The following is a 25,299-nucleotide window of genomic DNA, read 5'->3' as shown; positions in this document are numbered from 1 at the left end:
AGTGCTTGATATAGCTTTCAGATTTTGATTTTGAGACCTTATAACATTTGAAAATCGAAACTATGGAAATGTAAGTTTTTAATTTTCGTTGTGCATTTCTGAAGTGGCTGAATTTGAGTCGGCCTAGTTCAAAATAGGGAGGGAAAAATGGGAAAGATTGCCAAAATTATTGTGGATGTTCCACTTATGCAGACCGATAAGCCTTTTTCCTATGAGGTGCCAAAAGACCTAGAAGACAGTATCAGTCTGGGCAGTCGGGTCCATGTTCCCTTTGGTAAGGGGAATCGCCTCTTACAGGGCTTTGTTGTAGGGTTAGAAAATGGCGAGGCCCAAGACCTTAAGTCGGTCACCTCTGTCCTAGATTTTGAGCCGGTTCTTAATCAAGAACAGCTAGAGCTAGCTGACCAGATGCGTCACACTGTTTTTTCTTACAAGATTTCCATTCTCAAATCTATGATTCCTAGCCTTTTGAATTCTAATTATAATCGGATTTTAGGGGTTGGAGATGGCCTGTCTCAACAGGATCAGGAAGAGATTTTTGCAGGGCGTGATCAGGTTTCTTATGCTAGTCTTGATGAAGCTAGGCAGGCTAGGGTTGCCAAATTAGTTCGTTCTGGACAGATTAAGGCCAGTTACGTTGCTCATGATAAGAAGACTCTCAAAACAGTCAAATATTATCAGGTTAAGTTAGACCTTTTAGCTGAGCTGGAAATTTCCAAGCGGGCGAAAAAACGTCAGGAATTAAAGGATTACCTTCTGGCCCAACCTGACCGTGCTCCCCTGGCAGATTTGTATAAGACCTACTCGCGAGATCAGGTCAAGTTTTTTCTAGAGACCGGAGCCCTAGAGATTGATGAAGTTGCCGTCAACCGCAGTCAGAACTATTTTGATCAGGTGCAAAAGACAGACTTCTTAGAGCTCAATTCTGAGCAGGCCCAGGCTGTAAAGACCATAGTGGCCGATATCGGCCGGCCCAATAGGCCCTATCTTTTAGAAGGAATTACGGGATCTGGTAAGACAGAAGTCTACCTGCACATTATTGACCGAGTGCTCAAGCTAGGCAAGACAGCCATTGTTTTGGTACCAGAAATTTCCTTGACCCCTCAGATGACTAATCGCTTCATTTCTCGTTTTGGTGAACAGGTGGCTATCATGCATTCGGGCCTATCGGATGGTGAAAAATACGATGAGTGGCGCAAGATTAAATCTGGCCATGCCAAGGTTGTAGTCGGAGCACGTTCGGCTATCTTTGCTCCCCTAGAAAATATTGGCGCCATCATTATTGATGAGGAACACGAGGCTAGCTATAAGCAGGAATCCAATCCTCGCTATCACGCCCGTGATGTCGCCCTGCTCAGGGCTCAACACCACCAGGCCGTCTTGGTCATGGGGTCGGCGACCCCTAGTATTGAGAGTCGGGCGAGAGCTAGCCGAGATGTCTATCATTTTATTCGCCTGACTCAAAGGGCCAATCCGCTGGCTAAGATTCCTCAGGTAAAAATCGTTGATTTTAGGGATTATCTGGGTCAGCAGGCCGTCAGCAATTTCACCCCAATCCTAGTTGATAAAATCAGGGAAGGCTTGGAAAAAGGGGAGCAGACGGTTCTCATGCTCAACCGTCGGGGCTTTTCTAGCTTCATCATGTGTCGCGAATGTGGCTATGTTGATGATTGCCCCAACTGCGATATTTCCCTGACCCTCCATATGGATACCAAGACCATGAATTGTCACTACTGTGGTTTCCAAAAGGGCATTCCTAGAAGCTGTCCTAACTGTGGCAGTTCTAGCATTCGCTATTATGGAACAGGGACGCAAAAGGCCTATGATGAGCTCCAAGAAATTCTCCCTCAGGCCAGAGTTCTGCGGATGGATGTGGATACAACACGTAAAAAGGGGGCTCATGAAAAGATTCTTCAAGAATTTGGCCAGGGTAAGGCAGACATTCTTCTGGGGACCCAGATGATTGCCAAGGGGCTAGATTTCCCCAATGTCACCCTAGTTGGTGTTCTTAATGCGGACACCTCACTTAACCTGCCAGATTTTCGCTCAGCTGAGCGGACCTTCCAGCTTCTGACGCAGGTGGCTGGTCGGGCCGGTCGGGCGGAAAAAGAAGGTCAGGTTCTTATCCAGACCTACAATCCTCAAAACTATGCTATTCAGTTGGCCAAGGAGCAGGACTACGAAGCCTTCTACGCCTATGAGATGAAGGTCCGTCACCAATTGGCCTATCCTCCTTATTACTACACGGTTGGATTGACCCTCTCCCACAAGAAGGAAGAGGTCCTAGTTCAAAAATCTTTCGAGCTACTTAAGCTTTTGAAGGAGCAACTGAGTGATCAGGTTAAGATTTTGGGACCAACCCCTAAACCTATTGCTAGGACCCACAATCTCTACCACTATCAGATTATTATCAAGTATCGCTTTGAAGACAAGCTAGAGGCTGTCCTCAATCAAATTTTGGACCTGACCCAGGATAGAAGTAATAAGGACTTGCGTTTAATTATTGACCATGAGCCACAAAGTTTTATCTAAATTCCTGGTGAAAAATACTTTAATCAAGGCTGGGTAGGTGTTTGAAAATTGCCCAGCCACCCCCTTGCGACACCAGTCTAAAACGAGCAATACAATTGCTCCAGTTGCCTTCTCAGAGGCGTAAAAACTATAATTGTCATTTTGAAGTCACATTCACAAGAAATAGCAAGCTGACTTCATCTGTAACAAAATTTTGATTTTCCAAAGGGATAAGCTAGAAAGGACGGCCGACTAGGCCGATAAGACAGATGAAAAAAATTATTTTTATGGGGACCCCCGCTTTTGCAGCGACTGTTTTAGAAGGCCTAATCAGCAGTTCCGACTATAATATACTAGCAGTCGTTACCCAACCGGACCGCGCTGTCGGTCGTAAGAAAGAAATTCGTATGACCCCAGTCAAGGAACTGGCTATCGGTCATGACCTACCAGTCTATCAACCTGAAAAATTAGCAGGTTCGCAGGAGATGGCTGATTTGATGAACCTGGGTGCGGATGGTATTATTACGGCTGCCTATGGGCAATTCCTACCAAGTAAGCTTCTGGATTCCATGGATTTTGCCCTCAATGTTCATGCTTCCCTCTTGCCTAAATATCGAGGCGGTGCTCCTATTCATTATGCCCTGATTAAGGGTGATGATAAGGCTGGCGTGACCATTATGGAGATGGTCAAGGAGATGGATGCGGGTGATATGCTGGCTCAAGCCAGTTTGCCCATTCTTGATGAAGACAATGTTGGCACCCTCTTTGAGAAACTAGCTGTTCTCGGGCGTGACCTGCTTTTGCAGACCCTTCCGGACTACCTATCTGGTAAAATTCAACCGCAAGCTCAGGACCCTGACCGAGTGAGCTTCTCCCCCAATATTACCCCTGAACAGGAACGCTTGGATTGGAATAAATCAGCCCGTGACCTCTTCAATCAGGTGCGGGGCATGAACCCTTGGCCGGTTGCTCATACCCTTCTAAATGGTCAACGCTTTAAGATTTATCAGGCTAAGCCAGTAGATGGCCAGGGCCCAGCCGGTCAGATTATTGAGAAAACCAAGAAGAGCCTCATCGTGGCTACTGGTCAAGGGGGCCTATCTCTCTTAGAAGTTCAGCCAGCTGGGAAACCCAAGATGAAGATTTCTGATTTCCTCAATGGTTTAGGACAAAAGCTAAAAGTAGGTGATGTCTTTGGCGAATAGACTAGAAAAGTCAGCCCGTGGTCTGGCTTTGAAAATCTTAGAGGAAGTTTTTCAAGAAGGGGCTTATTCTAACCTAGCCCTCAAGCGAGGCTTGTCAGGTTCAAGCCTTAGTCAGCAGGATAAGGCCTTGGTGACCGAATTAGTCTATGGGACCGTGGCACGAAAAATTACTCTGGAGTGGCAACTGGCCCATGTCATTGAGGATAGGGACAAGCTAGAAAGCTGGGTCTACACCCTCCTCATGCTCAGCCTTTACCAACTCCTCTATCTGGATAAAATTCCTAGTCATGCCGTTTTGAATGAAGCGGTTGAATTAGCCAAATCTCGCAGTCAAAGAGGGGCAGACAAATTAGTCAATGCTGTTCTGCGCAAATTAAGTAAGGGTCCCTTGGCCGACCCTGCTAGCATTAAGCGGCAGAATAAGCGCTACTCTGTACAATATTCCCTGCCCGTCTGGCTGGTCAAAAAAACAATTGACCAGTATGGTCATGAGCGGGCCATCAAGATTTTCGAGAGCCTCTTTGTCCGTAACAAGGCCAGCGTTCGGGTAACCAATCCAGCTAAATTAGCAGAAATCCAAGCGGCGACAGGGGCAAAGCGCTCTTTACTCTCACCTGTTGGTCTCGTAAAAGAATCTGGCTATTTCGCAGGAACTAAATATTTTGAGGATGGGGACCTAACCATTCAGGATGAGTCCAGTCAGCTAGTGGCGCCAACCCTCAAGCTTCAAGGCCAAGAACAGGTGCTAGATGCCTGTGCAGCTCCTGGCGGAAAGACAGCCCATCTGGCTTCCTATCTGACTAGTGGTCAAGTGCTGGCCTTGGACCTCTATGACCATAAACTAGACTTGATTAAGGAAAATGCCAGACGCTTGCACGTAGCTGATAGGGTTAGGACTAAAAAACTAGATGCTCGCCTGGTTCACCAAGAATTTGCTCCGGATAGTTTTGACAAAATATTAGTTGATGCCCCTTGTTCGGGGATTGGCCTGATTCGACGGAAACCAGACATCAAATACAAGAAGGCCAGTCAAGACTTTGAGTCCCTGCAAAAGATACAGTTTGATATCCTAAAGAGTGTTTGTCAAACATTGCGCAAAAATGGTATAATAACCTACAGCACCTGCACCATTTTTAGGGAGGAAAATCAAGATTTAATCCAAAAATTTCTTGAGGCCCACCCTAATTTTGAGCAGGTAAAACTGGAACATAGGCAAGAAGACATTCTGACAGATGGATTTATCCAGATTACACCTGAGTTACATCTGACAGATGGTTTCTTTATTGCCCAACTTAAGCGAGTCTATTAGCTTGAAAGGACAGTTACATATTCCATGGAAATTGCTCTGCGGACTGATATCGGCCAAAAGCGCTCTGATAATCAGGATTTTATCAATCAATTTTATAATAAGTCAGGTATTCCCCTCATCATCTTAGCCGATGGGATGGGAGGACACCGCGCTGGTAATATTGCTAGTGAATTGACCGTTACCGATTTGGGAAAAATTTGGGAGGAGACCGACTTCTCCGATTTGACACAAATTCGGGACTGGATGATTGATAGCATTGAAAAAGAAAATCATAAAATTTATGAACTCGGTCAAGAAGAATCCTACCGAGGAATGGGGACAACCATTGAGGCCGTTTCGGTTGTGGATAATGCTGCCCTCTATGCCCACCTTGGGGATTCTCGGATTGGCCTCATCAGAAATGGTCACTATCAACAGTTGACGACGGACCATTCCCTGGTTAACGAGCTCCTTCGGGCTGGTCAAATTACCGAGGAAGAAGCCGCTGTCCACCCTCAAAAAAATATCATTACCCAATCCATCGGCCAACAAGGGCCGATTGAACTTGACTTAGGAGTTCAACAATTGGAGCCAGGCGATTTTATTCTAATGAATAGTGATGGCTTGACCAATATGATTTCTAGCGACACCATCGTCAATGTCCTCATGGCTGACGATGGAGGCTTGAAGGAAAAAGCTGAAGAATTAGTAGATCGAGCCAACAAGGCTGGAGGCCTAGATAATATTACCGTGGGCTTGCTTCACGTAGAAGGTGAGGCTACCTTATGATTCAGATTGGCAAATTATTTGCTGGTCGCTATCGCATTCTCAAGTCCATCGGTCGGGGTGGTATGGCAGATGTTTATTTGGCCAACGACCTGATTTTAGAAGGAGAAGAAGTCGCCATAAAGGTACTTCGGACCAACTATCAGACTGACCAGGTTGCCGTGACACGTTTTCAGCGGGAAGCGCGGGCCATGGCAGAACTCAGCCATCCCAACATTGTCTCTATCAGAGATATTGGGGAAGAAGATGGGCAGCAATTCCTAGTCATGGAATATGTTGATGGCTCAGACCTCAAGCACTATATACAAGATAAGGCGCCTCTTTCTAATTCTGAAGTTGTCAGGATTATGGAAGAAGTCCTCTCGGCTATGACCCTGGCCCACGAAAAGGGCATCATTCACCGAGACCTCAAGCCACAAAATATTCTCTTAACCAAGGATGGAACAGTCAAGGTAACAGACTTCGGGATTGCCGTGGCCTTTGCGGAGACCAGCCTGACCCAGACCAATTCCATGCTGGGAAGTGTCCACTACCTCTCGCCTGAGCAGGCACGTGGCTCTAAAGCGACGGTTCAGTCTGACATCTATGCTATGGGAATTATGCTCTTTGAAATGTTGACAGGGCATATCCCTTATGATGGCGATAGTGCCGTCACCATTGCCCTCCAGCATTTCCAAAAGCCCCTGCCTTCGATTAGAGAAATTAATCCGGCAGTCCCACAGGCCCTGGAAAATGTTGTCATCAAGGCAACTGCTAAAAGGTTAACCGACCGCTATCAATCGACCTATGAAATGAGTCGAGACCTCATGTCTAGCCTCAGCTATAATCGTAGTCGAGAAGCCAAGCTGGTCTTTAGCGATGTGGCCGATACCAAGACCCTACCTAAGATTGATACCAATACTGCCAATGCTTCTACTGAGCAATTACTCAAGGCAACCGATAAAAAATCAAAAGCCAAGGCTCCTGCCAAAGCTGCTCCCAAGAAGAAGGTTAAGCCCAAGCGTAAGCACAAGGCTAGTGTTTATAGCAAGGTTGCCATTGCCCTGGTTCTAGGGATAATTGTCCTTGTTGCCTTTCTCATGTTGCGCAATCCATCCTCTATAAATGTTCCAGACGTTTCTGGCCAGGATTTGGCAACCGCTCGGATGACTATCAAGAAGTCTGGCCTCAAGGTTGGTCAGGTCATCAAGGTAGAGAGCGATTCGGTTGATAAGGGGAAGGTAGTTCGGACCGACCCAGCCGCTGGGACTTCTAAAAAAGAGGGAAGTTCTGTTGACATCTATGTTTCTGGTAACGGAAGTAGCTTCAAAATGAAGGACTATACCGGTAAATCAATTGATTCGGTCAAAAAAGAATTAGAGTCAGATTACGGTGTCAAGGAATCTCAAATTGAGGTCACAGAAGTGTCCACCTCCGATTATGATGAGGGAACCATCATCAGTCAGAGCCCTTCTAAGGGGGATAAATTTGATACCTCGGGTGACGATACCATCAAATTTACCGTTGCCGTTTCTGGGTCAACCACCATGCCTAACCTAACGGGAATGACCTATTCTCAAGCGGTCTCTACCTTAACGGCTATCGGTGTTAAATCCTCACGGATCAAGATTTATTCCTCATCAACAGGAGCAGAGACCTCCCCATCATCTTCTAGTATTATTTCTGGTCAGACCCCTTATTATGGGGCTAGTCTAGACTTATCCTCTAGCGATGATATTATTCTATATGTACAGGACGCTTCGTCAAGCTCTTCTAGCTCGTCAAGTAGCTCGTCGTCCGGTCAATCAAGTTCTTCAAATAGTCAACCAGACAATCAGGTACCAGACTCAAGTTCGACCGATGAAAAACAGTCGGGTAGCGAATAGTAATGATGTTTTTGGACAACAACAATTTACCGTATTACAAATCAGCCTCTCTCGGGCTGATTTTTTCGGACTTAGGACCTATATCAAGGCTTCTCAGGCCAATTACTACTGCAATTTGGGGGGATTTTTGATACAATGGGCAGGTAAACCTAGTGACCTTTTTAAGGTCCTCCCAGAGGAAATCTATGAAAAAATTTCAATTTTTCTTGTTGGTTGAGGCCCTGCTTTTATGCATGGCCCTGCTGACAATCCTGTCCAAGAGCCTGACGGCTTTTGTACTCATTTTGGTCCTGACCCTCCTGGCCCTCCTTTTCTTTAATAAGGACAATCGTGGAAGTTTTCTGCTGACGGTCAGCTCCCTCTTTCTCTTTATGATTTTCATGCTCAATCCCTACATGATTGCGGCGGTCCTACTAACAGTGGCCTATACCATCATCAACCATTTTTCTGAGGTTAAGCACCGCAACCGCTATGCTGTCCTAGAGTTTGAAAAAGATAATTTGGTAGCCAAACCCCAGCCTAACCAATGGATTGGGGCCAGTCGTCATATCAGTCAGGACTTTTATACCTTTGATGATATCAACGTCATCCGCATTAGTGGCTCGGATACCATTGACTTAAGAAAGTTAATCGTTACGGGTCGTGATAATGTTGTGATTATTCGAAAAATCTACGGACCAACCAGGATTCTTGTGCCAAGGGATGTCGCCGTCAAGTTGGATGTTAGTGCCATCTATGCCAGCGTTTCCTATTTGGGCTTTCCCGAATATGATTTGCGCAACCAGTCTATCAAGCTGGAGCAAAAGGATGATCAGGAACTTTTGCGGTCGGTTAAGGTAGTTGTCAACATTTTTGCAGGTTCAGTAGAGGTGGTGCGGGCATGAAAAGAAATGATTTTCTCCTGATTTTCCTCTATGTCTGTGTGACGGTCGGCTTCATCATCTTTATTATTTTTGATAGCCTCAATTTGGATAGTAGGTTGGTCTTTGCTGACCCTAGGGTTCTGGAGCAGTTCGTTTTTTCCGTTGTCCTGCTCATGTTTTCTGTTAGCTTCCTCTTGATTTTAGTCTGGCTGATTGTTGATGACAATAGTAAACGCCAGCTCAACAAGAGCTTGCGGCGGATTATCAATAACCAAGCGGTGGGTAAGCAACCAGAGTCTGAGGTTGGCAAGAATATCGAGCGTCTGTCCAAGCAAATGGCTAGAATAACAGCCAATTTGCAGAAAACTGAAAACGCCTATATCTCCAATAGCCGAACCATTGTCACCCAGGAGCGCAAGCGGATTGCCAGAGATTTGCACGATACGGTCAGCCAGGAGCTCTTTGCCTCCTCCATGATGCTTTCGGGGCTTGCCCAGAATTTGGATAATCTTGATAAGAGTCAGCTTAAGGAGCAACTTGACCTGATTGAAACGACCCTAATCAGTGCCCAAAATGATCTGCGGGTTATGCTCCTGCACCTAAGGCCAACTGAATTGCAAGGGCGGACGCTCTCTGAAGGGATTTCCATCCTTCTCAAGGAGCTAAAGGACAAGAGTAATATCCAGACAGTCTTTAAGGAGGATGTCGACCAACTGCCTAAGGTGATTGAGGATAATCTCTTCAGAATTGCTCAAGAGTTCATCTCTAATACCCTTAAGCATGCCCAGGCTAGTCGTTTGGAGGTTTACCTCTACCAGAGCGAAAATGAAGTACAGTTTAAGATGATTGACAATGGGAAAGGCTTTGATATGGATGCCAGCCGTGAGCTCAGTTACGGCCTGAAAAACATTCAGGATCGGGTTGACGATTTAGCGGGCACCATGATCATGCTCTCTAGTAAGGGCAAGGGCGTTTCCATGGATATTCGCCTGCCAATACTAGATAATTTAGATAAGAACCAAGAAGAGAAAGCTGAGGACGAAAACGATGGACAAGACTAAAATTATTCTGGTTGATGACCACGAGATGGTGCGACTAGGCTTGAAGAGTTTCTTTAATATGCAGCCAGACATTGAAGTTGTTGGTGAGGCTGATAATGGCAAGGATGGGGTTGAGATGGCTTTGAATTTGCGCCCAGATGTAGTCGTAATGGACCTGGTTATGCCTGAGATGGATGGCGTCGAGGCTACTCTAGCTATTCTCAAAGAATGGAAGGCGGCCAAGATCCTCGTGTTAACCTCCTACCTGGATAATGAAAAAATTTACCCCGTGATTGAGGCTGGGGCCAAGGGCTATATGCTCAAGACCTCTAGTGCCGCCGAGATTCTAAACAGTATTCGTAAGGTTGCCCAAGGTCAAGTGGCCATTGAGACTGAGGTGGATCAAAAAATTAAATACCACGACCAACACCCAGACCTGCATGACGATTTAACGGCCCGAGAACGTGACGTTCTGGCCCTTCTGGCCAAGGGTTATGACAATCAGACTATTGCTGATGAGCTCTTTATCTCACTCAAGACAGTCAAGACCCACGTCTCCAACATCTTGGCCAAACTCAATGTCGAAGATCGCACCCAAGCAGTTGTCTATGCCTTCCAGCACAATCTGGTCCCTCAAGAGGAGCAATAAGAGGATACCTACCTAGGGCCTCACTCTTTATCGGTTATAAAGCAAAAAGCATGAAACTAGGGCTATACCAAGACCAGATTCATGCTTTTTAGTTTATACTCTTCGAAAATCAAAATTTTCCCACGGATAAAGTCACTCTATGATTTCTCATTAGAGTGACTACGAAAACTACGATTGTAGTTTTCTATATCCCTGACTAATTTCATAAAAACTGTAATATTGACAGTTTTTACTCCATGTCGCATCGTTAACTCACCTTGCCGTACTTGCTGAGTAAAGCAAAGCATTCCCTATTTCCACCCTCAAAAGGTCTCCCAGACCTTTTGAGCCACCTGCATTTCGTGCGATGCAGAGCAAAGTTGGTCAATTTCACCAACTTTGTGAAGTTAGTAAGGGAGCTAGGCAATCGCTAGGGAGGATTGCCGTTTGGGAGTAAGACAGAAGGGCTTTGACAAATGTCAAAACCCTTCGTCACCTCACACCTTTTTATTTTAAGGTGTCGGCTAAGACAGTCCACCAGACTGTCTTACTACCCCAGCAAGGGTGACTAGTTGTCTGCTGTGCCACGAAGTGGTGCAAAGATAGCAGACACCTACTGCGACATCGGTCACTTTAGTGACTTGATGTCATTGCTCCTTGCCTTGGCTAGATTGATTTTTATTGAGTATAAAACTGAGCTAATCCCAACTTGGAAGCTATAAAGTCTAGTCTGGTCCCCTTTATAAAATATCCTTTCCCTCATGGATGGGTGTGCGACGGATAAAGTTTTTCTTGCATAAAATGCTTGAGTTTGTTATGAACGAACTTGATCTCTTTGAAAAGCGTGATGGTGATGTCTTCTATATTACTGAAGAAACCAAGGAAGAGTCGCGTAAACTTGCGCCCTTCTGGGAAAACAATAATTTACGGGCGCGTGCAGGAGCCATGCTTCCAGATGAAGTTCAAGTTTATATGGAAACGGGCTTCTTCGGTATGGAAGGTAAGATGAATTCTGGCGATGCCCACCTAGCAGTAAATTATCAGAAAGTGTTGGAGCTGGGGCTTGTAGGTTTTGAAGAACGCACGAGACAAGCTAAGGCCAATCTTGATCTGACGGATCCAGCAAGTATTGATAAGTACCATTTCTATGATTCTATTTTGATTACAATAGATGCGGTTAAAACTTATGCCGATCGCTTCGTTGCATTAGCCAAAGAAATGGCTGAAACAGCTACTGCCAAACGTCGTAAGGAGCTTTTGGAAATTGCTGAAATCTGTGAACGGGTTCCTTATTATCCAGTTAGGACTTTCGCCGAAGCTGTTCAATCAGTTTGGTTCATCCAATGTATTCTTCAAATAGAATCAAACGGCCATTCCCTATCTTACGGACGTTTTGACCAATACATGTACCCTTATGTAAAGGCGGATTTGGAAGCAGGGCGTGAAACTGAGGATTCCATTGTTGAGCGCTTGACCAACCTCTGGATTAAGACTCTGACAATTAATAAAGTTCGCAGTCAGGCTCACACCTTCTCATCAGCTGGTAGCCCTCTTTATCAAAATGTGACGATTGGCGGTCAGACACGCGATAAGAAGGATGCGGTCAATCCCTTGTCATTCTTAGTCCTGAAATCAGTAGCTCAAACCCACTTGCCACAACCAAACTTAACGGTTCGTTACCATGCTGGGCTTAACCCAGACTTTATGAATGAGGCCATTGAAGTGATGAAACTTGGCTTTGGAATGCCAGCCTTCAATAACGATGAAGTTATCATCCCATCTTTCATCAATAAAGGGGTAGCTGAAGAAGATGCTTACGACTACTCTGCCATCGGTTGTGTAGAAACGGCAGTACCTGGAAAATGGGGTTATCGTTGCACGGGTATGAGTTATATCAATTTCCCTAAAATCTTACTCATCACCATGAATGATGGGATTGACCCAACGTCAGGCAAACGCTTCACGCCAGGTTACGGTCATTTCAGGGATATGAAGACTTATGCTGAGCTCAAAGAAGCCTGGGATAAAAACCTTCGCTATCTCACTCGCATGAGTGTCATTGTGGAAAACGCTATTGACCTCAGTCTTGAACGTGAAGTGCCAGACATTCTGTGTTCAGCCTTAACAGATGATTGTATTGGTCGTGGTAAACATTTGAAAGAAGGCGGAGCAGTTTACGATTACATTTCTGGCTTGCAAGTTGGCATTGCTAAACTTTCTGACTCCCTAGCTGCGCTTAAGAAATTAGTCTTCGAAGAAAAACGACTCGCAACTGATGAATTATGGGAAGCCTTGCAGAGTGATTATGCAGGTGAACGTGGTGAGGAAATTCGTCAAATGCTCATCAACGATGCTCCAAAATACGGCAATGATGATGACTACGCTGATAGCCTAGTTTGTGAATGCTATGACGTCTACGTTGATGAAATTGCTAAATACCCTAACACCCGCTATGGTCGTGGACCAATCGGAGGTATTCGTTATTCAGGAACCTCATCTATTTCAGCTAATGTCGGTCAAGGTCGTGGGACCCTAGCTACCCCAGATGGTCGTCATGCTGGTACACCGTTGGCAGAAGGTTGTTCACCATCTCATAATATGGATAAGAAGGGGCCAACTTCTGTCTTGAAGTCTGTTTCTAAATTGCCAACTCAAGAGATTGTTGGTGGCGTTCTGCTCAACCAAAAGGTCAACCCGCAAACCCTGGCCAAGGAAGAGGATAAGCAAAAACTTATTGCCCTTCTCCGAACCTTTTTCAATCGTCTACATGGCTACCATATTCAATACAATGTCGTTTCGAAAGAAACCCTAATTGATGCGCAAAAGCATCCAGAAAAACACCGCGACTTGATTGTTCGAGTGGCAGGCTATTCAGCCTTCTTCAATGACCTTTCTAAGGCAACCCAAGATGATATTATTGCCCGCACGGAACATTCTATTTAGGAGGAAGATATGGAATTTTTATTAGATAGTTTGAACTTAGAGGCTATAAAAAAATGGCAGGAAATTTTACCCTTGGCTGGTGTTACCTCAAATCCCAGTATTGCCAAAAAAGAAGGAAAAATTGATTTCTTCCAACGGCTGAAAGAGGTCAGACGAATTATCGGTTTGGATGCCAGTCTCCATGTCCAGGTCGTTGCTAAAGATTATCAAGGGATTTTAAGGGATGCTCAGAAGATTCGTCAAGAGACAGACGAGCAGATCTATATTAAAATTCCAGTGACTCCAGATGGTTTGGCAGCCATTAAAACCTTAAAGACTCAAGGTTATAATATTACAGCGACAGCCATTTACACTACCATGCAGGGCCTGTTGGCTATTTCTGCAGGGGCTGATTATTTGGCACCCTACTATAATCGCATGGAAAATCTGTCCATCGATTCTGGACAGGTGATTAAGGAATTAGCTCAAGCGATTGAACGAATGGGTTCGTCCAGTAAGATTTTGGCAGCTAGTTTCAAAAACGTTGCGCAAGTGACTAATGCTTTGGCTCAAGGGGCACAAGCCGTAACAGCTGGACCTGACGTTTTCGAGGCAGCCTTTGCCATGCCTTCAATTGACAAGGCTGTTGCTGACTTCGCAGCAGATTGGCAGGCTTGTCAAGGTAAGGATAGCATCTAAAAAAGTAGATTTCTCTGTTTTTTACCTTCGCTAACCAAAGTTCTTTAGGCTGAGTGGTAGACATTCTATCCAGACAGTGCTATTTCTCAATGATGGCATCCGAGTGATAATGATGAGTGGTCAAGAGTCTATTATTGGCCACTTTTTTCTTCTTTCACACGAAAAAATGCTAGCAAATATTTGAAGACGAGATTGACTTCTTAGATTTGCTCTAAACTTGAGGCTTTTTCAAGGGAGCTCCTTTTATTTTTTGAGAAAGATTGACTGGGGCTAAACCTTTCTAACTTGATGAAGTTCCTGCCCTACTTTTGGAGAGTTTTTGCTATAATGGTAGTTACAAATAGGAGTGATTGTATGGACGCAAAAACAAAGTATAAGGCGAAAAAAATTAAGGCGGTCTTCTTTGATATTGATGATACCCTTCGTGTCAAGGATACAGGTTACATGCCGGAATCCATTAAAAAGGTTTTTAAGGAACTAAAGAAAAAAGGGATTATCACGGGTATCGCCTCCGGTCGGGCTCGTTACGGTGTCCCCCAAGAGGTTCAGGATTTAAATGCCGATTACTGTGTCAAATTGAATGGGGCTTATGTCAAGGATAAGGATAAGAAGATTATTTTTCAACATCCTATTCCTGCTGACTTAGTCCGCTCCTTTAAGGCTTGGGCGGATGAAATCGGGATTTATTATGGACTAGCAGGTCGCCATGAGGCTGTCTTATCTTGTCGCAACGATGTTGTCAGTGATGCCATTGATATTGTTTATTCCGATTTAAAAGTCAATCCAGATTTTGATAAGAACCACGACATTTACCAAATGTGGACCTTTGAAGATACTTTGGAGGATTTGGAATTACCAGCCGATTTAGCTGAGCAATTACGCTTGGTTCGCTGGCACGACCATTCCTTTGATGTGGTGCTTAAGGATACTTCTAAGGCTTTAGGGGTCTCAAAGTTACTTGATTATTTGCATCTGCAACCAGAGAATGTGCTCTTCTTTGGGGATGGCCCCAATGACCTAGAAATGTTTGACTATGTTGGCCTCAAGATTGCCATGGGGAATGCCGTTCCCGAACTCAAGGAAAAAGCAGACTTTGTTACAAAAACAGTAGAAGAAGATGGTATTTTATATGCCTTGGAGGAATTAGGTTTGGTTGAAAAAGAATTACACTTCCCACAATTAGATTTAGAAAAGCATGACGGGCCCACCGCCACTATTAAAACGAATCAAGGAAACTTGAGGGTGAAGCTCTTCCCTGAGCAGGCACCTAAAACCGTGGCTAATTTTATTGCCTTAGCTAAGGATGGCTACTATGATGGTGTCATCTTCCACCGGATTATTCCTGATTTTATGATTCAAGGAGGAGACCCAACTGGTACCGGCATGGGTGGCGAGTCCATCTATGGCCAAAAGTTTGAAGATGAATTCTCTGAAGAGCTCTACAATCTGCGTGGTGCTCTTTCCATGGCTAATGCTGGTCCCAATACCAATGGTAGTCAGTTCTTCATTGTTCAAAATAAGAATTTCCCCTACTCAGCCAAGGAGTTGAAACGAGGAGGTTGGCCTGAAGCGATTGCTGATGCCTATGTAGCAGGCGGAACGCCTCATTTGGACCGTCGTCATACGGTCTTTGGCCAATTGGCTGACCAGGAATCTTTTGAGGTTCTGGATAAAATTGCTGCGGTCGAAACAGGAGCCCAAGATAAGCCACTTGAAGACGTCTCTATCGAAACAATTGAGGTTGAAGACTGATGAAAATTGGGGAAAAATATAAGGGGGTTATCACCGGTGTTAAGCCTTACGGTGCCTTTGTTGCCCTTGAAAATGGGACAACGGGTTTAATCCATATCTCAGAAATTAAGACTGGCTATATTGAAAATATCTTTGATACTCTTAAATTGGATCAGGAAGTTCTTGTTCAGGTTCTTGATTATGATGAATTTAGCCAAAAAGCCAGCCTATCTATGCGGACCCTGGAAGAGGAGAGACACCACTTTTCTCACCGCCATCGCTTCTCTAATAGCCGCTATAAGATTGGCTTTAAACCCCTAGCAGATAATATGGACACTTGGATTCAAGAGGGCTTAGATTATCTAAAATAAGTAAAAAGGGGCTGGGCAAAAAGTCCTGAATTAACAAAATCGCATGAAATCTTCCGTTTAAAAACGCTGATTTCATGCGATTTCTTATTTTTAAAATCCGAGAAAATTAGTGAGATTTTGAGTTTTTGCCCAGCTCCTTTTTTGGCTTTTTTAGGTCCTGTGACCATGAAATTCGTTGAAAATCAATCCAGCAATTGATGCAAACAAGATAGATTTCTATGAAAAGGTGACTTCTGGATCTTGAGAAAAATAAAATAGAAAATCAAAAATGCCCCAAGCGAACTTGAGGCATTTTCTATATCACTTAGCGAAAGGAGTCAATCTTCAACGAGGTTGAGCTAAGTGGCTTTGACGCAGTTTTTGCTTTGCTAAGGCAGTGACTCTCTATTTTTTGAACGGCAACTAGTTTTATACGTAATCTTCCAAGATTAGGCATTTTTGTGGGGGGAGGAGGAACTCCTCATGACTGTCTGTCTCATCCTCTAGCTTCTTCAATTTATGTCTTTCGAGAAAGTCACCAAAACCCTTTCGAAATTACATCTTCGTATTATTCGAATGGCTAAGCAAGCTTAGCTTTCGAAATCATAGAGATTGGTGGATAAGTAGCGTTCTCCGTTATCAGGTAAGAGGGCCAGAACTTTTTTACCAGCTCCTAATTCTTTTGCAACTTGAATGGCTGCATAGATGGCTGCAGATGAAGAGATGCCCGGCAAGAAACCTTCTTGGCCACCAATGACACGGCCTGTTGCGATAGCATCATCGGACTTGACCCGAACGATTCCATCGTAGGATTTGGTATCCAAGGTATCAGGAATAAAGCCGGCAGAGATTCCTTGAATCTTATGGGGTCCTGGCTTATCACCTGAAAGAATGGCAGACTCATCTGCTTCAACAGCGTAGATTTTAACCTCTGGATTAACTTTTTTAAGGGCGTGGGAAACCCCAGAGAGAGTGCCGCCTGTGCCGACACCAGCAACAAAGGCATCTAATCCTTTTGGACCGAAGGCGTCAATAATTTCCGCCCCAGTAGTAGATTCATGGATAGCAGGGTTAGCCGGGTTGTTAAATTGCAAAGGAACCCAACCGCCGATTTCGGCAGCCAAATCCTTGGCCTTCTGAATGGCCCCCTTCATCCCTTCGCTACCAGGTGTCAGAACCAGCTGAGCACCATAGGCCTGAATAATCTTGCGACGTTCGACACTCATGGTTTCAGGCATAGTGATGATAACCTTGTATCCCTTGGCAGCCCCGACCCAGGCTAAACCGATACCGGTATTTCCGCTGGTTGGTTCAACAATGATACCGCCTGGCTTTAAGAGCCCTTTTTGTTCGGCATCTTCAATCATGGCCAAGGCAATTCGGTCTTTGACAGAAGAACCAGGGTTGAAGGACTCTAATTTAACATAAACATCAGCAGCACCTTCAGGGACACTTTTATACAACTTGACAATGGGCGTTTTGCCAATCAATTCCGTAACATTATCATAGATTTTTGTCATAACTTTACCTCTCAATGATTATAGAATTGTTATTAGTATAGTCGCCAAGGTGGTATCTGTAAAATATAAATTCCCTATCAAGCGATAGGGAATTATTATCGGTTTATATCCTTATTAATTTAAGGGGACCTCAACAATTTGACTGCCAGCCTTTTGACCCTTGACCTTTCCTTGGTAAAATTCTATCAGATCTGAAAGGCACTTGTCTACCTGATGGGGGTCAACATAAATCGTCGTGCGAACCTTGTCGGAAAATTCGGTGTCCTGTTCTTGCAGACCCTGATCAGCTAAGAAATTGGCTAGGGTCTGATATTGGGGGTAGGTCAATTCCAGTAGAATACCTTCTTGTTCTTTGACCTCGACCAGACTCCCTTTCTCAATAGTGTGGGCGACCACGCCAGAATAGGCACGAATGAGTCCACCTGCTCCCAGTTTAATGCCCCCAAAATAACGAGTAACGACGGCAAGAATATTGGTTAATCCTTGTTTCTCCAAAATCGTCAGCATAGGCACCCCAGCCGTCCCGCTAGGTTCGCCATCGTCACTAGAACGCTTGATCTGAGAATCCTGGCCAATAATCATAGCAGAACAGGAGTGGTTGGCCTTATGGTGCTCTTTTTTGATAGTTGCGATAAAATGTCTAGCTTCCTCTTCTGTTTCGACTCGTTTGAGCTGACAGATGAAGCGGGATTTTTTGATGTCTTCTTCAAAGCTAGTATCTTTACCAATGGTTCTATAATTCATAAGAAAATTTTATCATAATTCATTTCTTCTGCGAATAGATAAGTAAATGGAAAAAATAGAAAATTACTATGGCCGTCAATTCACCCCTGACCAGTTACCTGCTGATCTAAGTGAAAAAGCCTCAGCAATTCCTGCGACTATAAAAAAATCGGGAAAATATTATTGCCAGCGCTGTAATAGTCAACTGTCACTAGATTGGAACCTGCCAGATGGCTCTTATTATTGTCGCAACTGCCTTGCCTTTGGCCGTTTAACCACAAACGATAAGATTTACTTCTTTGCGCAAAGGTCTTTTAAAAAAGCAAACTATCTTGCCTGGCAGGGCGAGTTGACTCCCTTTCAAAGAGAGATTTCTGAACAGCTTATTGAGGCCGTCAAGGCCAGAGAGAATATCTTAGTTCATGCCGTAACCGGTTCTGGAAAAACTGAAATGATATACGGAGCTCTAGCGACTTGCCTGGATAAAGGGGATGCTATTGCCCTAGTCAGTCCGAGAATTGACGTGTGCCGAGAATTATACCAACGCTTAAAGAGGGATTTTACTTGTCCAATATCCCTTTTATATGCCAACTCAGAGCCCTACCAACGCTCTCCCCTGGTTATTTCAACGGTCCATCAGCTCTTTAAATTTTATCGGGCCTTTGATTTAATCATTATTGATGAAGTTGATGCATTCCCTTTTGTTGATGATCAAAGCCTTTATCATGCCGTCGCTAATGCCCTTAAGCCAGGGGGCTCAAAAATTTTCCTGACAGCGACATCAACGGATAACTTAGAAAAGCAGGTTAAAAAGGGCCAATTGCGAAAGCTGGATTTAGCCAGGCGTTTCCATGCCTATCCTCTTGTTGTGCCGAAATTCGTCTGGCTGGGCGACTTGGAGGAAAAGATGAAAAAAGGATTTCTTCCAATTAGACTTCTTAAGGATATTCGTCAGCAAAGGACAAGTGGCTATCCTCTCTTGCTTTTTTATCCAACTATTGCTGAGGGAAAAGAATTCACTCAGCTTCTACAAAAAGTTCTGCCCCAGGAAAGAATCGCCTTTGTCTCTAGCACCTCTCCTGAACGGCAGGAACTTGTTCAGGATTTCCATGACGGTCAGCTAGACATTTTGGTCTCAACAACAATTTTAGAGCGGGGAGTTACTTTTCCTAAAATTGACCTCTTTATTTTGAAAGCCAACCATAAGCTATATACCAAGTCAGCCCTCATTCAAATTTCTGGGCGAGTTGGGCGTAGTAGCCAGCGTCCGACAGGTCTCTTGCGATTTTACCATGCAGGAGTGACGCGCTCAATGCGACGGGCCCTTCTTGATATTAAGGAAATGAATAAGAAAGGGGGCTTCTCATGAACTGTTTGCTGTGTGATACGCCAATCTTGCCCAAGGAGACCTTCTCATCCATTCTCCTGATGCAGTCAAAAAAAGTTTATATTTGTGAGGAGTGTCAAACTCGTTTTGAAAGAATTAAAAATCCGCATTGCCCGACTTGTTGCAAGTCAGGCATTAAGAAAACCTGTCAAGACTGCCTATACTGGCAAGATAAAGGACAGGAAGTTTGCCATCGTGCCCTTTTTACTTATAACGATATGATGAAAGACTATTTTTCTCGCTATAAGTTTCAAGGCGATTATCTCTTGCGGAAAGTCTTTTCAGACGCAGTCAAATCTGCCTTGAAAAATTATCCCGGTTACACCATTGTCCCCATCCCCTTGAGTGCAGACAGTCTACAAAAGCGAAAATTCAATCAAGTAACCGGCTTTCTAGAGGATGCCTCAATTGCTTACTGCCCCCTTTTAAAGATAAAGGAAAAAAATAAAGTCAGTCAATCTAGTAAGACTAGGGAAGAACGATTGGCGACTCAACAGTTTTTTACTTTCAATGAAGAAGAGAAGATACCTGATAAAGTTTTGCTAGTTGATGACATCTATACTACTGGGGCCACTCTCATGTTGGCCCGACAAATTCTCTGTGAAAAAGGAGTGAAAATTATAAAAACTTTTTCATTGGCACGCTAAAAATCCTTGCAAAAAATTCCAAATATAGTAAAATGAAGTAAAGAAAGCGTTTTAACGCAAGAAAGAGGAAGCCTATGATTAAATTTAGTATTCGCGGTGAAAATATCGAAGTTACTGATGCTATCCGCAGCTATGTAGAATCAAAATTAGCTAAAATTGAAAAATATTTTAATCCTGCGCAAGAATTAAATGCAAAGGTGAACTTGAAAGTTTATCGTAAAAAAACGGCTAAAGTTGAAGTAACCATCCCAGTAGATTCAATCACTCTGCGGGCAGAAGACGTTTCTCAAGATCTCTACGGATCTATTGACCTGGTTTCTGATAAAATTGAACGGCAAATCCGTAAGAATAAAACCAAAATTGCTAAGAAACACCGTGAGAAAGTGGCAACAGGAGAAGTTTTCTCAGCTGAATTTGTCGCTGAAGAAGTTGAAGAGGCGCCAGAACCAAAAATTGTTAGAACTAAGAATGTTGACTTAAAACCAATGGATGCTGAGGAAGCTATCCTGCAAATGGATTTGCTCGGTCACGACTTCTTCATCTATACTGATGCAGAGGATGGTACAACGAATGTGATTTACCGTCGCGAAGACGGAGACTTTGGACTTATCGAAGCAAAATAATTAGCCCAAAGAGCAACCACTATAGGAAATCATCTGTTAAAGAAAACTCTTGAAAAATATTTCAAGGGTTTTTACTGTATTCTATTGACAGTCCATTTAGTTGATGATAAACTTAAAAAGCTGAAAAATTAAAGCGAAAGAAATTAGTTTACAAACATCTTTCAAAACTATTGACAGATGTTTAAAAAGATAGTAAACTATAAAAGTTGCTTTTAAAGAAAGCGCAAAGACCTTTGAGAACTGAATAGCGAAGCAACCAAGACGTGCGGGTTAAGGAATTAACCTGTCAAGAAAAGCCATAAATCTGTCAGAGACGGATTGAGTAAAGATTAAATGAGAGTTTGATCCTGGCTCAGGACGAACGCTGGCGGCGTGCCTAATACATGCAAGTGGAACGCATTGATATCACCGGAGCTTGCTCCACTGATATTAATGAGTCGCGAACGGGTGAGTAACGCGTAGGTAACCTGCCTGATAGCGGGGGATAACTATTGGAAACGATAGCTAATACCGCATGAGAGTGTTTAACACATGTTAGAGACTTAAAAGATACCATTGTATCACTATCAGATGGACCTGCGTTGTATTAGCTAGTTGGTAGGGTAGCGGCCTACCAAGGCACCGATACATAGCCGACCTGAGAGGGTGATCGGCCACACTGGGACTGAGACACGGCCCAGACTCCTACGGGAGGCAGCAGTAGGGAATCTTCGGCAATGGACGAAAGTCTGACCGAGCAACGCCGCGTGAGTGAAGAAGGTTTTCGGATCGTAAAGCTCTGTTGTAGCGGAAGAACGAGTGTAAGAGTGGAAAGTTTACACAGTGACGGTACGCTACCAGAAAGGGACGGCTAACTACGTGCCAGCAGCCGCGGTAATACGTAGGTCCCGAGCGTTGTCCGGATTTATTGGGCGTAAAGGGAGCGCAGGCGGTTTAGTAAGTCTGAAGTTAAAGGCATTGGCTCAACCAATGTATGCTTTGGAAACTGTTAGACTTGAGTGCAGAAGGGGAGAGTGGAATTCCATGTGTAGCGGTGAAATGCGTAGATATATGGAGGAACACCGGTGGCGAAAGCGGCTCTCTGGTCTGTCACTGACGCTGAGGCTCGAAAGCGTGGGTAGCGAACAGGATTAGATACCCTGGTAGTCCACGCCGTAAACGATGAGTGCTAGGTGTTAGGTCCTTTCCGGGACTTAGTGCCGCAGCTAACGCAATAAGCACTCCGCCTGGGGAGTACGACCGCAAGGTTGAAACTCAAAGGAATTGACGGGGGCCCGCACAAGCGGTGGAGCATGTGGTTTAATTCGAAGCAACGCGAAGAACCTTACCAGGTCTTGACATCCCGATGCCCGCTCTAGAGATAGAGTTTTACTTTTTGTACATCGGAGACAGGTGGTGCATGGTTGTCGTCAGCTCGTGTCGTGAGATGTTGGGTTAAGTCCCGCAACGAGCGCAACCCTTATTGTTAGTTGCCATCATTGAGTTGGGCACTCTAGCGAGACTGCCGGTAATAAACCGGAGGAAGGTGGGGATGACGTCAAATCATCATGCCCCTTATGACCTGGGCTACACACGTGCTACAATGGTTGGTACAACGAGTCGCAAGCCGGTGACGGCAAGCTAATCTCTGAAAGCCAATCTCAGTTCGGATTGTAGGCTGCAACTCGCCTACATGAAGTCGGAATCGCTAGTAATCGCGGATCAGCACGCCGCGGTGAATACGTTCCCGGGCCTTGTACACACCGCCCGTCACACCACGAGAGTTTGTAACACCCAAAGTCGGTGAGGTAACCTTATAGGAGCCAGCCGCCTAAGGTGGGACAGATGATTGGGGTGAAGTCGTAACAAGGTAGCCGTATCGGAAGGTGCGGCTGGATCACCTCCTTTCTAAGGATAAACTAAGTAACAGAGGGCGCTAAAAAGCGACTTGATTTTAGGGACTGACCAAGAAATCCTGATTTCTTAGGGCAGTCATCTAAATCACAAGCTTTTAGCCCGAGTACAATTTAGCCAAAGTGGTTAATAGAAGTACCTGAAGCTTAGTACCGGAAGCACGTTTTGGGGACGCTATTTAGTTTTCAGAGGTTTTGTGGGGCCTTAGCTCAGCTGGGAGAGCGCCTGCTTTGCACGCAGGAGGTCAGCGGTTCGATCCCGCTAGGCTCCATTAGGATACGGAGGACGATTCGCTTTAGCGAAAACTTCTGTAGAAAAATAGGAAACTGACGCCAGTGTCCTTAAGGACACGAGGAAGTTTCTCTTTTTTCCTAAGAAGTTAGTCCGGAGTTCAACTATTCTCAAAGAGCAGTGACCCCTTATCCTAAGAGGCAACGAAGTTGCCAATTGTTCATTGAAAATTGAATATCTATCAAATAGTAACAAGAAAATAAACCGAAACGCTGTTATATTTTAAAGAGACCAAAGAGAAATAAGGTTAAGTTAATAAGGGCGCACGGTGGATGCCTTGGCACTAGGAGCCGAAGAAGGACGTGACGAACGACGAAATGCTTTGGGGAGCTGTAAGTAAGCTGTGATCCAGAGATGTCCGAATGGGGGAACCCGACAACTAATGGTTGTCATCCATGACTGTTAAGGTCATGAGAAGGAAGACGCAGTGAACTGAAACATCTAAGTAGCTGCAGGAAGAGAAAGCAAAAGCGATTGCCTTAGTAGCGGCGAGCGAAGAGGCAGGAGGGCAAACCGAAGTGTTTACACTTCGGGGTTGTAGGACTGCGCAGTGGACGTATAGATTATAGAAGAATGTTCTGGGAAGGACAGCCAAAGAGAGTAAGAGCCTCGTATTCGAAATAGTCTATATACCTAGCAGGATCCTGAGTACGGCGAGACACGAGGAATCTCGTCGGAAGCTGGGAGGCCCATCTCCCAACCCTAAATACTCCCTAGTGACCGATAGTGAACCAGTACCGTGAGGGAAAGGTGAAAAGCACCCCGGAAGGGGAGTGAAAAAGAACCTGAAACCGTGTGCCTACAAGAAGTTCGAGCCCGTTAATGGGTGAGAGCGTGCCTTTTGTAGAATGAACCGGCGAGTTACGTTAATGTGCGAGGTTAAGTTGAAGAGACGGAGCCGTAGGGAAACCGAGTCTGAATAGGGCGGAATAGTACATTGACGTAGACCCGAAACCATGTGACCTACCCATGAGCAGGGTGAAGGTGAGGTAAGACTCACTGGAGGCCCGCACCAGAGTACGTTGAAAAGTGCTTGGATGACTTGTGGGTAGCGGAGAAATTCCAAACGAACTTGGAGATAGCTGGTTCTCTCCGAAATAGCTTTAGGGCTAGCGTCGACATTTAGATTATTGGAGGTAGAGCACTGTTTGGGTAAGGGGTCCATCCCGGATTACCAAACTCAGATAAACTCCGAATGCCAAGTAATCATGGTCGGCAGTCAGACTGCGAGTGCTAAGATCCGTAGTCGAAAGGGAAACAGCCCAGACCACCAGCTAAGGTCCCCAAATAATTGTTAAGTGGAAAAGGATGTGGGGTTGCACAGACAACTAGGATGTTAGCTTAGAAGCAGCTATTCATTCAAAGAGTGCGTAATAGCTCACTAGTCGAGTGACCCTGCGCCGAAAATGTACCGGGGCTAAAACAATTTACCGAAGCTGTGGATCCTTTAGGGGATGGTAGGAGAGCGTTCTATGTACGCAGAAGGTATACCGTGAGGAGTGCTGGAGTGCATAGAAGTGAGAATGCCGGTATGAGTAGCGCAAGACAGGTGAGAATCCTGTCCACCGTAAGACTAAGGTTTCCAGGGGAAGGCTCGTCCGCCCTGGGTTAGTCGGGACCTAAGGAGAGACCGACAGGTGTATCCGATGGGCAACAGGTTGATAGTCCTGTACTAGAGTATAGAGTGAAGGAGGGACGCAGAAGGCTAACTCAACCAGACGAATGGAAGTGTCTGGCCAAGCAGTGAGGCGTGGTATGAGTCAAATGCTTATACCTGTAACGCCAGGCTGTGAAGGGGAGCGAAGTTTAGTAGCGAAGTGAGTGATGTCACGCTGCCAAGAAAGCTTCTAGCGTTAATCTATACTCTACCCGTACCGCAAACCGACACAGGTAGTCGAGGCGAGTAGCCTCAGGTGAGCGAGAGAACTCTCGTTAAGGAACTCGGCAAAATGGCCCCGTAACTTCGGGAGAAGGGGCGCTGACTTTGGTCAGCCGCAGTGAATAGGCCCAAGCAACTGTTTATCAAAAACACAGCTCTCTGCGAAATCGTAAGATGACGTATAGGGGGTGACGCCTGCCCGGTGCTGGAAGGTTAAGAGGAGTGCTTAGCGGTAACGCGAAGGTATGAATTGAAGCCCCAGTAAACGGCGGCCGTAACTATAACGGTCCTAAGGTAGCGAAATTCCTTGTCGGGTAAGTTCCGACCCGCACGAAAGGCGTAATGATTTGGGCACTGTCTCAACGAGAGACTCGGTGAAATTTTAGTACCTGTGAAGATGCAGGTTACCCGCGACAGGACGGAAAGACCCCATGGAGCTTTACTGCAG

16 protein-coding genes, 1 tRNA gene, 2 rRNA genes and 1 pseudogene are annotated in these 25,299 nt (G+C 45.0%); 18 read left to right on the top strand and 2 right to left on the bottom strand.

What is annotated here, in order from left to right; all coding sequences use genetic code 11:
- The first annotated feature begins 147 nt into the window (after nucleotides 1-147).
- The 12 genes and pseudogenes from DYE66_RS00125 to DYE66_RS00065 all read left to right on the top strand — a co-directional run bounded on the left by DYE66_RS00125 (nucleotide 148) and on the right by DYE66_RS00065 (nucleotide 15,909).
- Nucleotides 148-2,532: a primosomal protein N' gene (locus DYE66_RS00125; RefSeq protein ID WP_002997536.1), complete on the top strand. Its 2,385-nt coding sequence runs from the start codon at nucleotides 148-150 to the stop codon at nucleotides 2,530-2,532.
- Between the two features lie 248 nt (nucleotides 2,533-2,780).
- Complete coding sequence (fmt, locus tag DYE66_RS00120; RefSeq protein ID WP_002997538.1) at nucleotides 2,781-3,716, top strand: methionyl-tRNA formyltransferase; 936 nt, start codon at nucleotides 2,781-2,783, stop codon at nucleotides 3,714-3,716.
- Nucleotides 3,700-5,025, top strand: a complete 1,326-nt coding sequence (gene rsmB / locus DYE66_RS00115) for a 16S rRNA (cytosine(967)-C(5))-methyltransferase RsmB (RefSeq protein ID WP_115324758.1) — start codon at nucleotides 3,700-3,702, stop codon at nucleotides 5,023-5,025. Before fmt ends, rsmB begins: the two co-directional genes overlap by 17 nt.
- A 24-nt stretch (nucleotides 5,026-5,049) precedes the next feature.
- Nucleotides 5,050-5,793 carry a Stp1/IreP family PP2C-type Ser/Thr phosphatase gene (locus DYE66_RS00110; RefSeq protein WP_115324756.1) on the top strand — a complete coding sequence of 248 codons (744 nt, stop codon included), beginning with the start codon at nucleotides 5,050-5,052 and terminating at the stop codon, nucleotides 5,791-5,793.
- A complete protein-coding gene (gene pknB, locus DYE66_RS00105; RefSeq protein ID WP_115324754.1) occupies nucleotides 5,790-7,655 on the top strand; it encodes a Stk1 family PASTA domain-containing Ser/Thr kinase in 1,866 nt (621 codons plus the stop codon). Before DYE66_RS00110 ends, pknB begins: the two co-directional genes overlap by 4 nt.
- A 185-nt stretch (nucleotides 7,656-7,840) precedes the next feature.
- Nucleotides 7,841-8,539, top strand: a complete 699-nt coding sequence (gene liaF, locus DYE66_RS00095) for a cell wall-active antibiotics response protein LiaF (RefSeq protein ID WP_002997520.1) — start codon at nucleotides 7,841-7,843, stop codon at nucleotides 8,537-8,539.
- Nucleotides 8,536-9,579 carry an envelope stress sensor histidine kinase LiaS gene (locus tag DYE66_RS00090; RefSeq protein WP_002997542.1) on the top strand — a complete coding sequence of 348 codons (1,044 nt, stop codon included), beginning with the start codon at nucleotides 8,536-8,538 and terminating at the stop codon, nucleotides 9,577-9,579. The genes liaF and DYE66_RS00090 overlap by 4 nt, the downstream gene beginning before the upstream one ends.
- Entirely contained in the window at nucleotides 9,566-10,207 is a 642-nt protein-coding gene (locus DYE66_RS00085; protein ID WP_002997570.1) for a response regulator, read from the top strand. Before DYE66_RS00090 ends, DYE66_RS00085 begins: the two co-directional genes overlap by 14 nt.
- 783 nt (nucleotides 10,208-10,990) lie before the next feature.
- Nucleotides 10,991-13,129, top strand: a pseudogene (locus DYE66_RS00080) (glycyl radical protein); the annotation flags it as partial.
- Between the two features lie 9 nt (nucleotides 13,130-13,138).
- Complete coding sequence (locus DYE66_RS00075; protein WP_002997553.1) at nucleotides 13,139-13,807, top strand: fructose-6-phosphate aldolase; 669 nt, start codon at nucleotides 13,139-13,141, stop codon at nucleotides 13,805-13,807.
- Between the two features lie 354 nt (nucleotides 13,808-14,161).
- A complete protein-coding gene (locus DYE66_RS00070; protein ID WP_002997551.1) occupies nucleotides 14,162-15,559 on the top strand; it encodes a bifunctional Cof-type HAD-IIB family hydrolase/peptidylprolyl isomerase in 1,398 nt (465 codons plus the stop codon).
- Nucleotides 15,559-15,909, top strand: a complete 351-nt coding sequence (locus tag DYE66_RS00065) for a S1 RNA-binding domain-containing protein (RefSeq protein ID WP_002997525.1) — start codon at nucleotides 15,559-15,561, stop codon at nucleotides 15,907-15,909. Before DYE66_RS00070 ends, DYE66_RS00065 begins: the two co-directional genes overlap by 1 nt.
- A gap of 569 nt (nucleotides 15,910-16,478) precedes the next feature.
- Here DYE66_RS00065 and cysK read toward each other — a convergent pair.
- Complete coding sequence (gene cysK / locus DYE66_RS00060) at nucleotides 16,479-17,408, bottom strand: cysteine synthase A (RefSeq protein ID WP_002997514.1); 930 nt, start codon at nucleotides 17,406-17,408, stop codon at nucleotides 16,479-16,481.
- A 114-nt stretch (nucleotides 17,409-17,522) separates the two neighbouring features.
- On the bottom strand, nucleotides 17,523-18,152 hold the full coding sequence (locus DYE66_RS00055; protein WP_002997530.1) for a YigZ family protein: 630 nt from the start codon (nucleotides 18,150-18,152) through the stop codon (nucleotides 17,523-17,525).
- A gap of 46 nt (nucleotides 18,153-18,198) precedes the next feature.
- Between DYE66_RS00055 and DYE66_RS00050 the strand changes: the two genes are divergently transcribed.
- From DYE66_RS00050 to DYE66_RS00025, 6 genes are all read left to right on the top strand, one after another.
- Complete coding sequence (locus DYE66_RS00050) at nucleotides 18,199-19,500, top strand: ATP-dependent helicase ComFA (protein ID WP_002997576.1); 1,302 nt, start codon at nucleotides 18,199-18,201, stop codon at nucleotides 19,498-19,500.
- Entirely contained in the window at nucleotides 19,497-20,165 is a 669-nt protein-coding gene (locus DYE66_RS10780) for a ComF family protein (RefSeq protein WP_167410111.1), read from the top strand. The genes DYE66_RS00050 and DYE66_RS10780 overlap by 4 nt, the downstream gene beginning before the upstream one ends.
- Nucleotides 20,166-20,239: 74 nt before the next feature.
- A complete protein-coding gene (hpf, locus tag DYE66_RS00040; protein WP_002997547.1) occupies nucleotides 20,240-20,788 on the top strand; it encodes a ribosome hibernation-promoting factor, HPF/YfiA family in 549 nt (182 codons plus the stop codon).
- Nucleotides 20,789-21,117: 329 nt separating this feature from the next.
- Nucleotides 21,118-22,675: ribosomal RNA gene (locus DYE66_RS00035) — 16S ribosomal RNA — on the top strand.
- Nucleotides 22,676-22,879: 204 nt separating this feature from the next.
- Nucleotides 22,880-22,952: transfer RNA gene (locus tag DYE66_RS00030), tRNA-Ala, on the top strand.
- A gap of 265 nt (nucleotides 22,953-23,217) precedes the next feature.
- Nucleotides 23,218-25,299 (top strand): 23S ribosomal RNA (locus DYE66_RS00025); the annotation flags it as partial.

This window comes from Streptococcus downei MFe28 (assembly GCF_900459175.1).
Lineage (GTDB): Bacteria > Bacillota > Bacilli > Lactobacillales > Streptococcaceae > Streptococcus > Streptococcus downei.
This window is presented reverse-complemented; position numbering and strand designations above follow the sequence as displayed.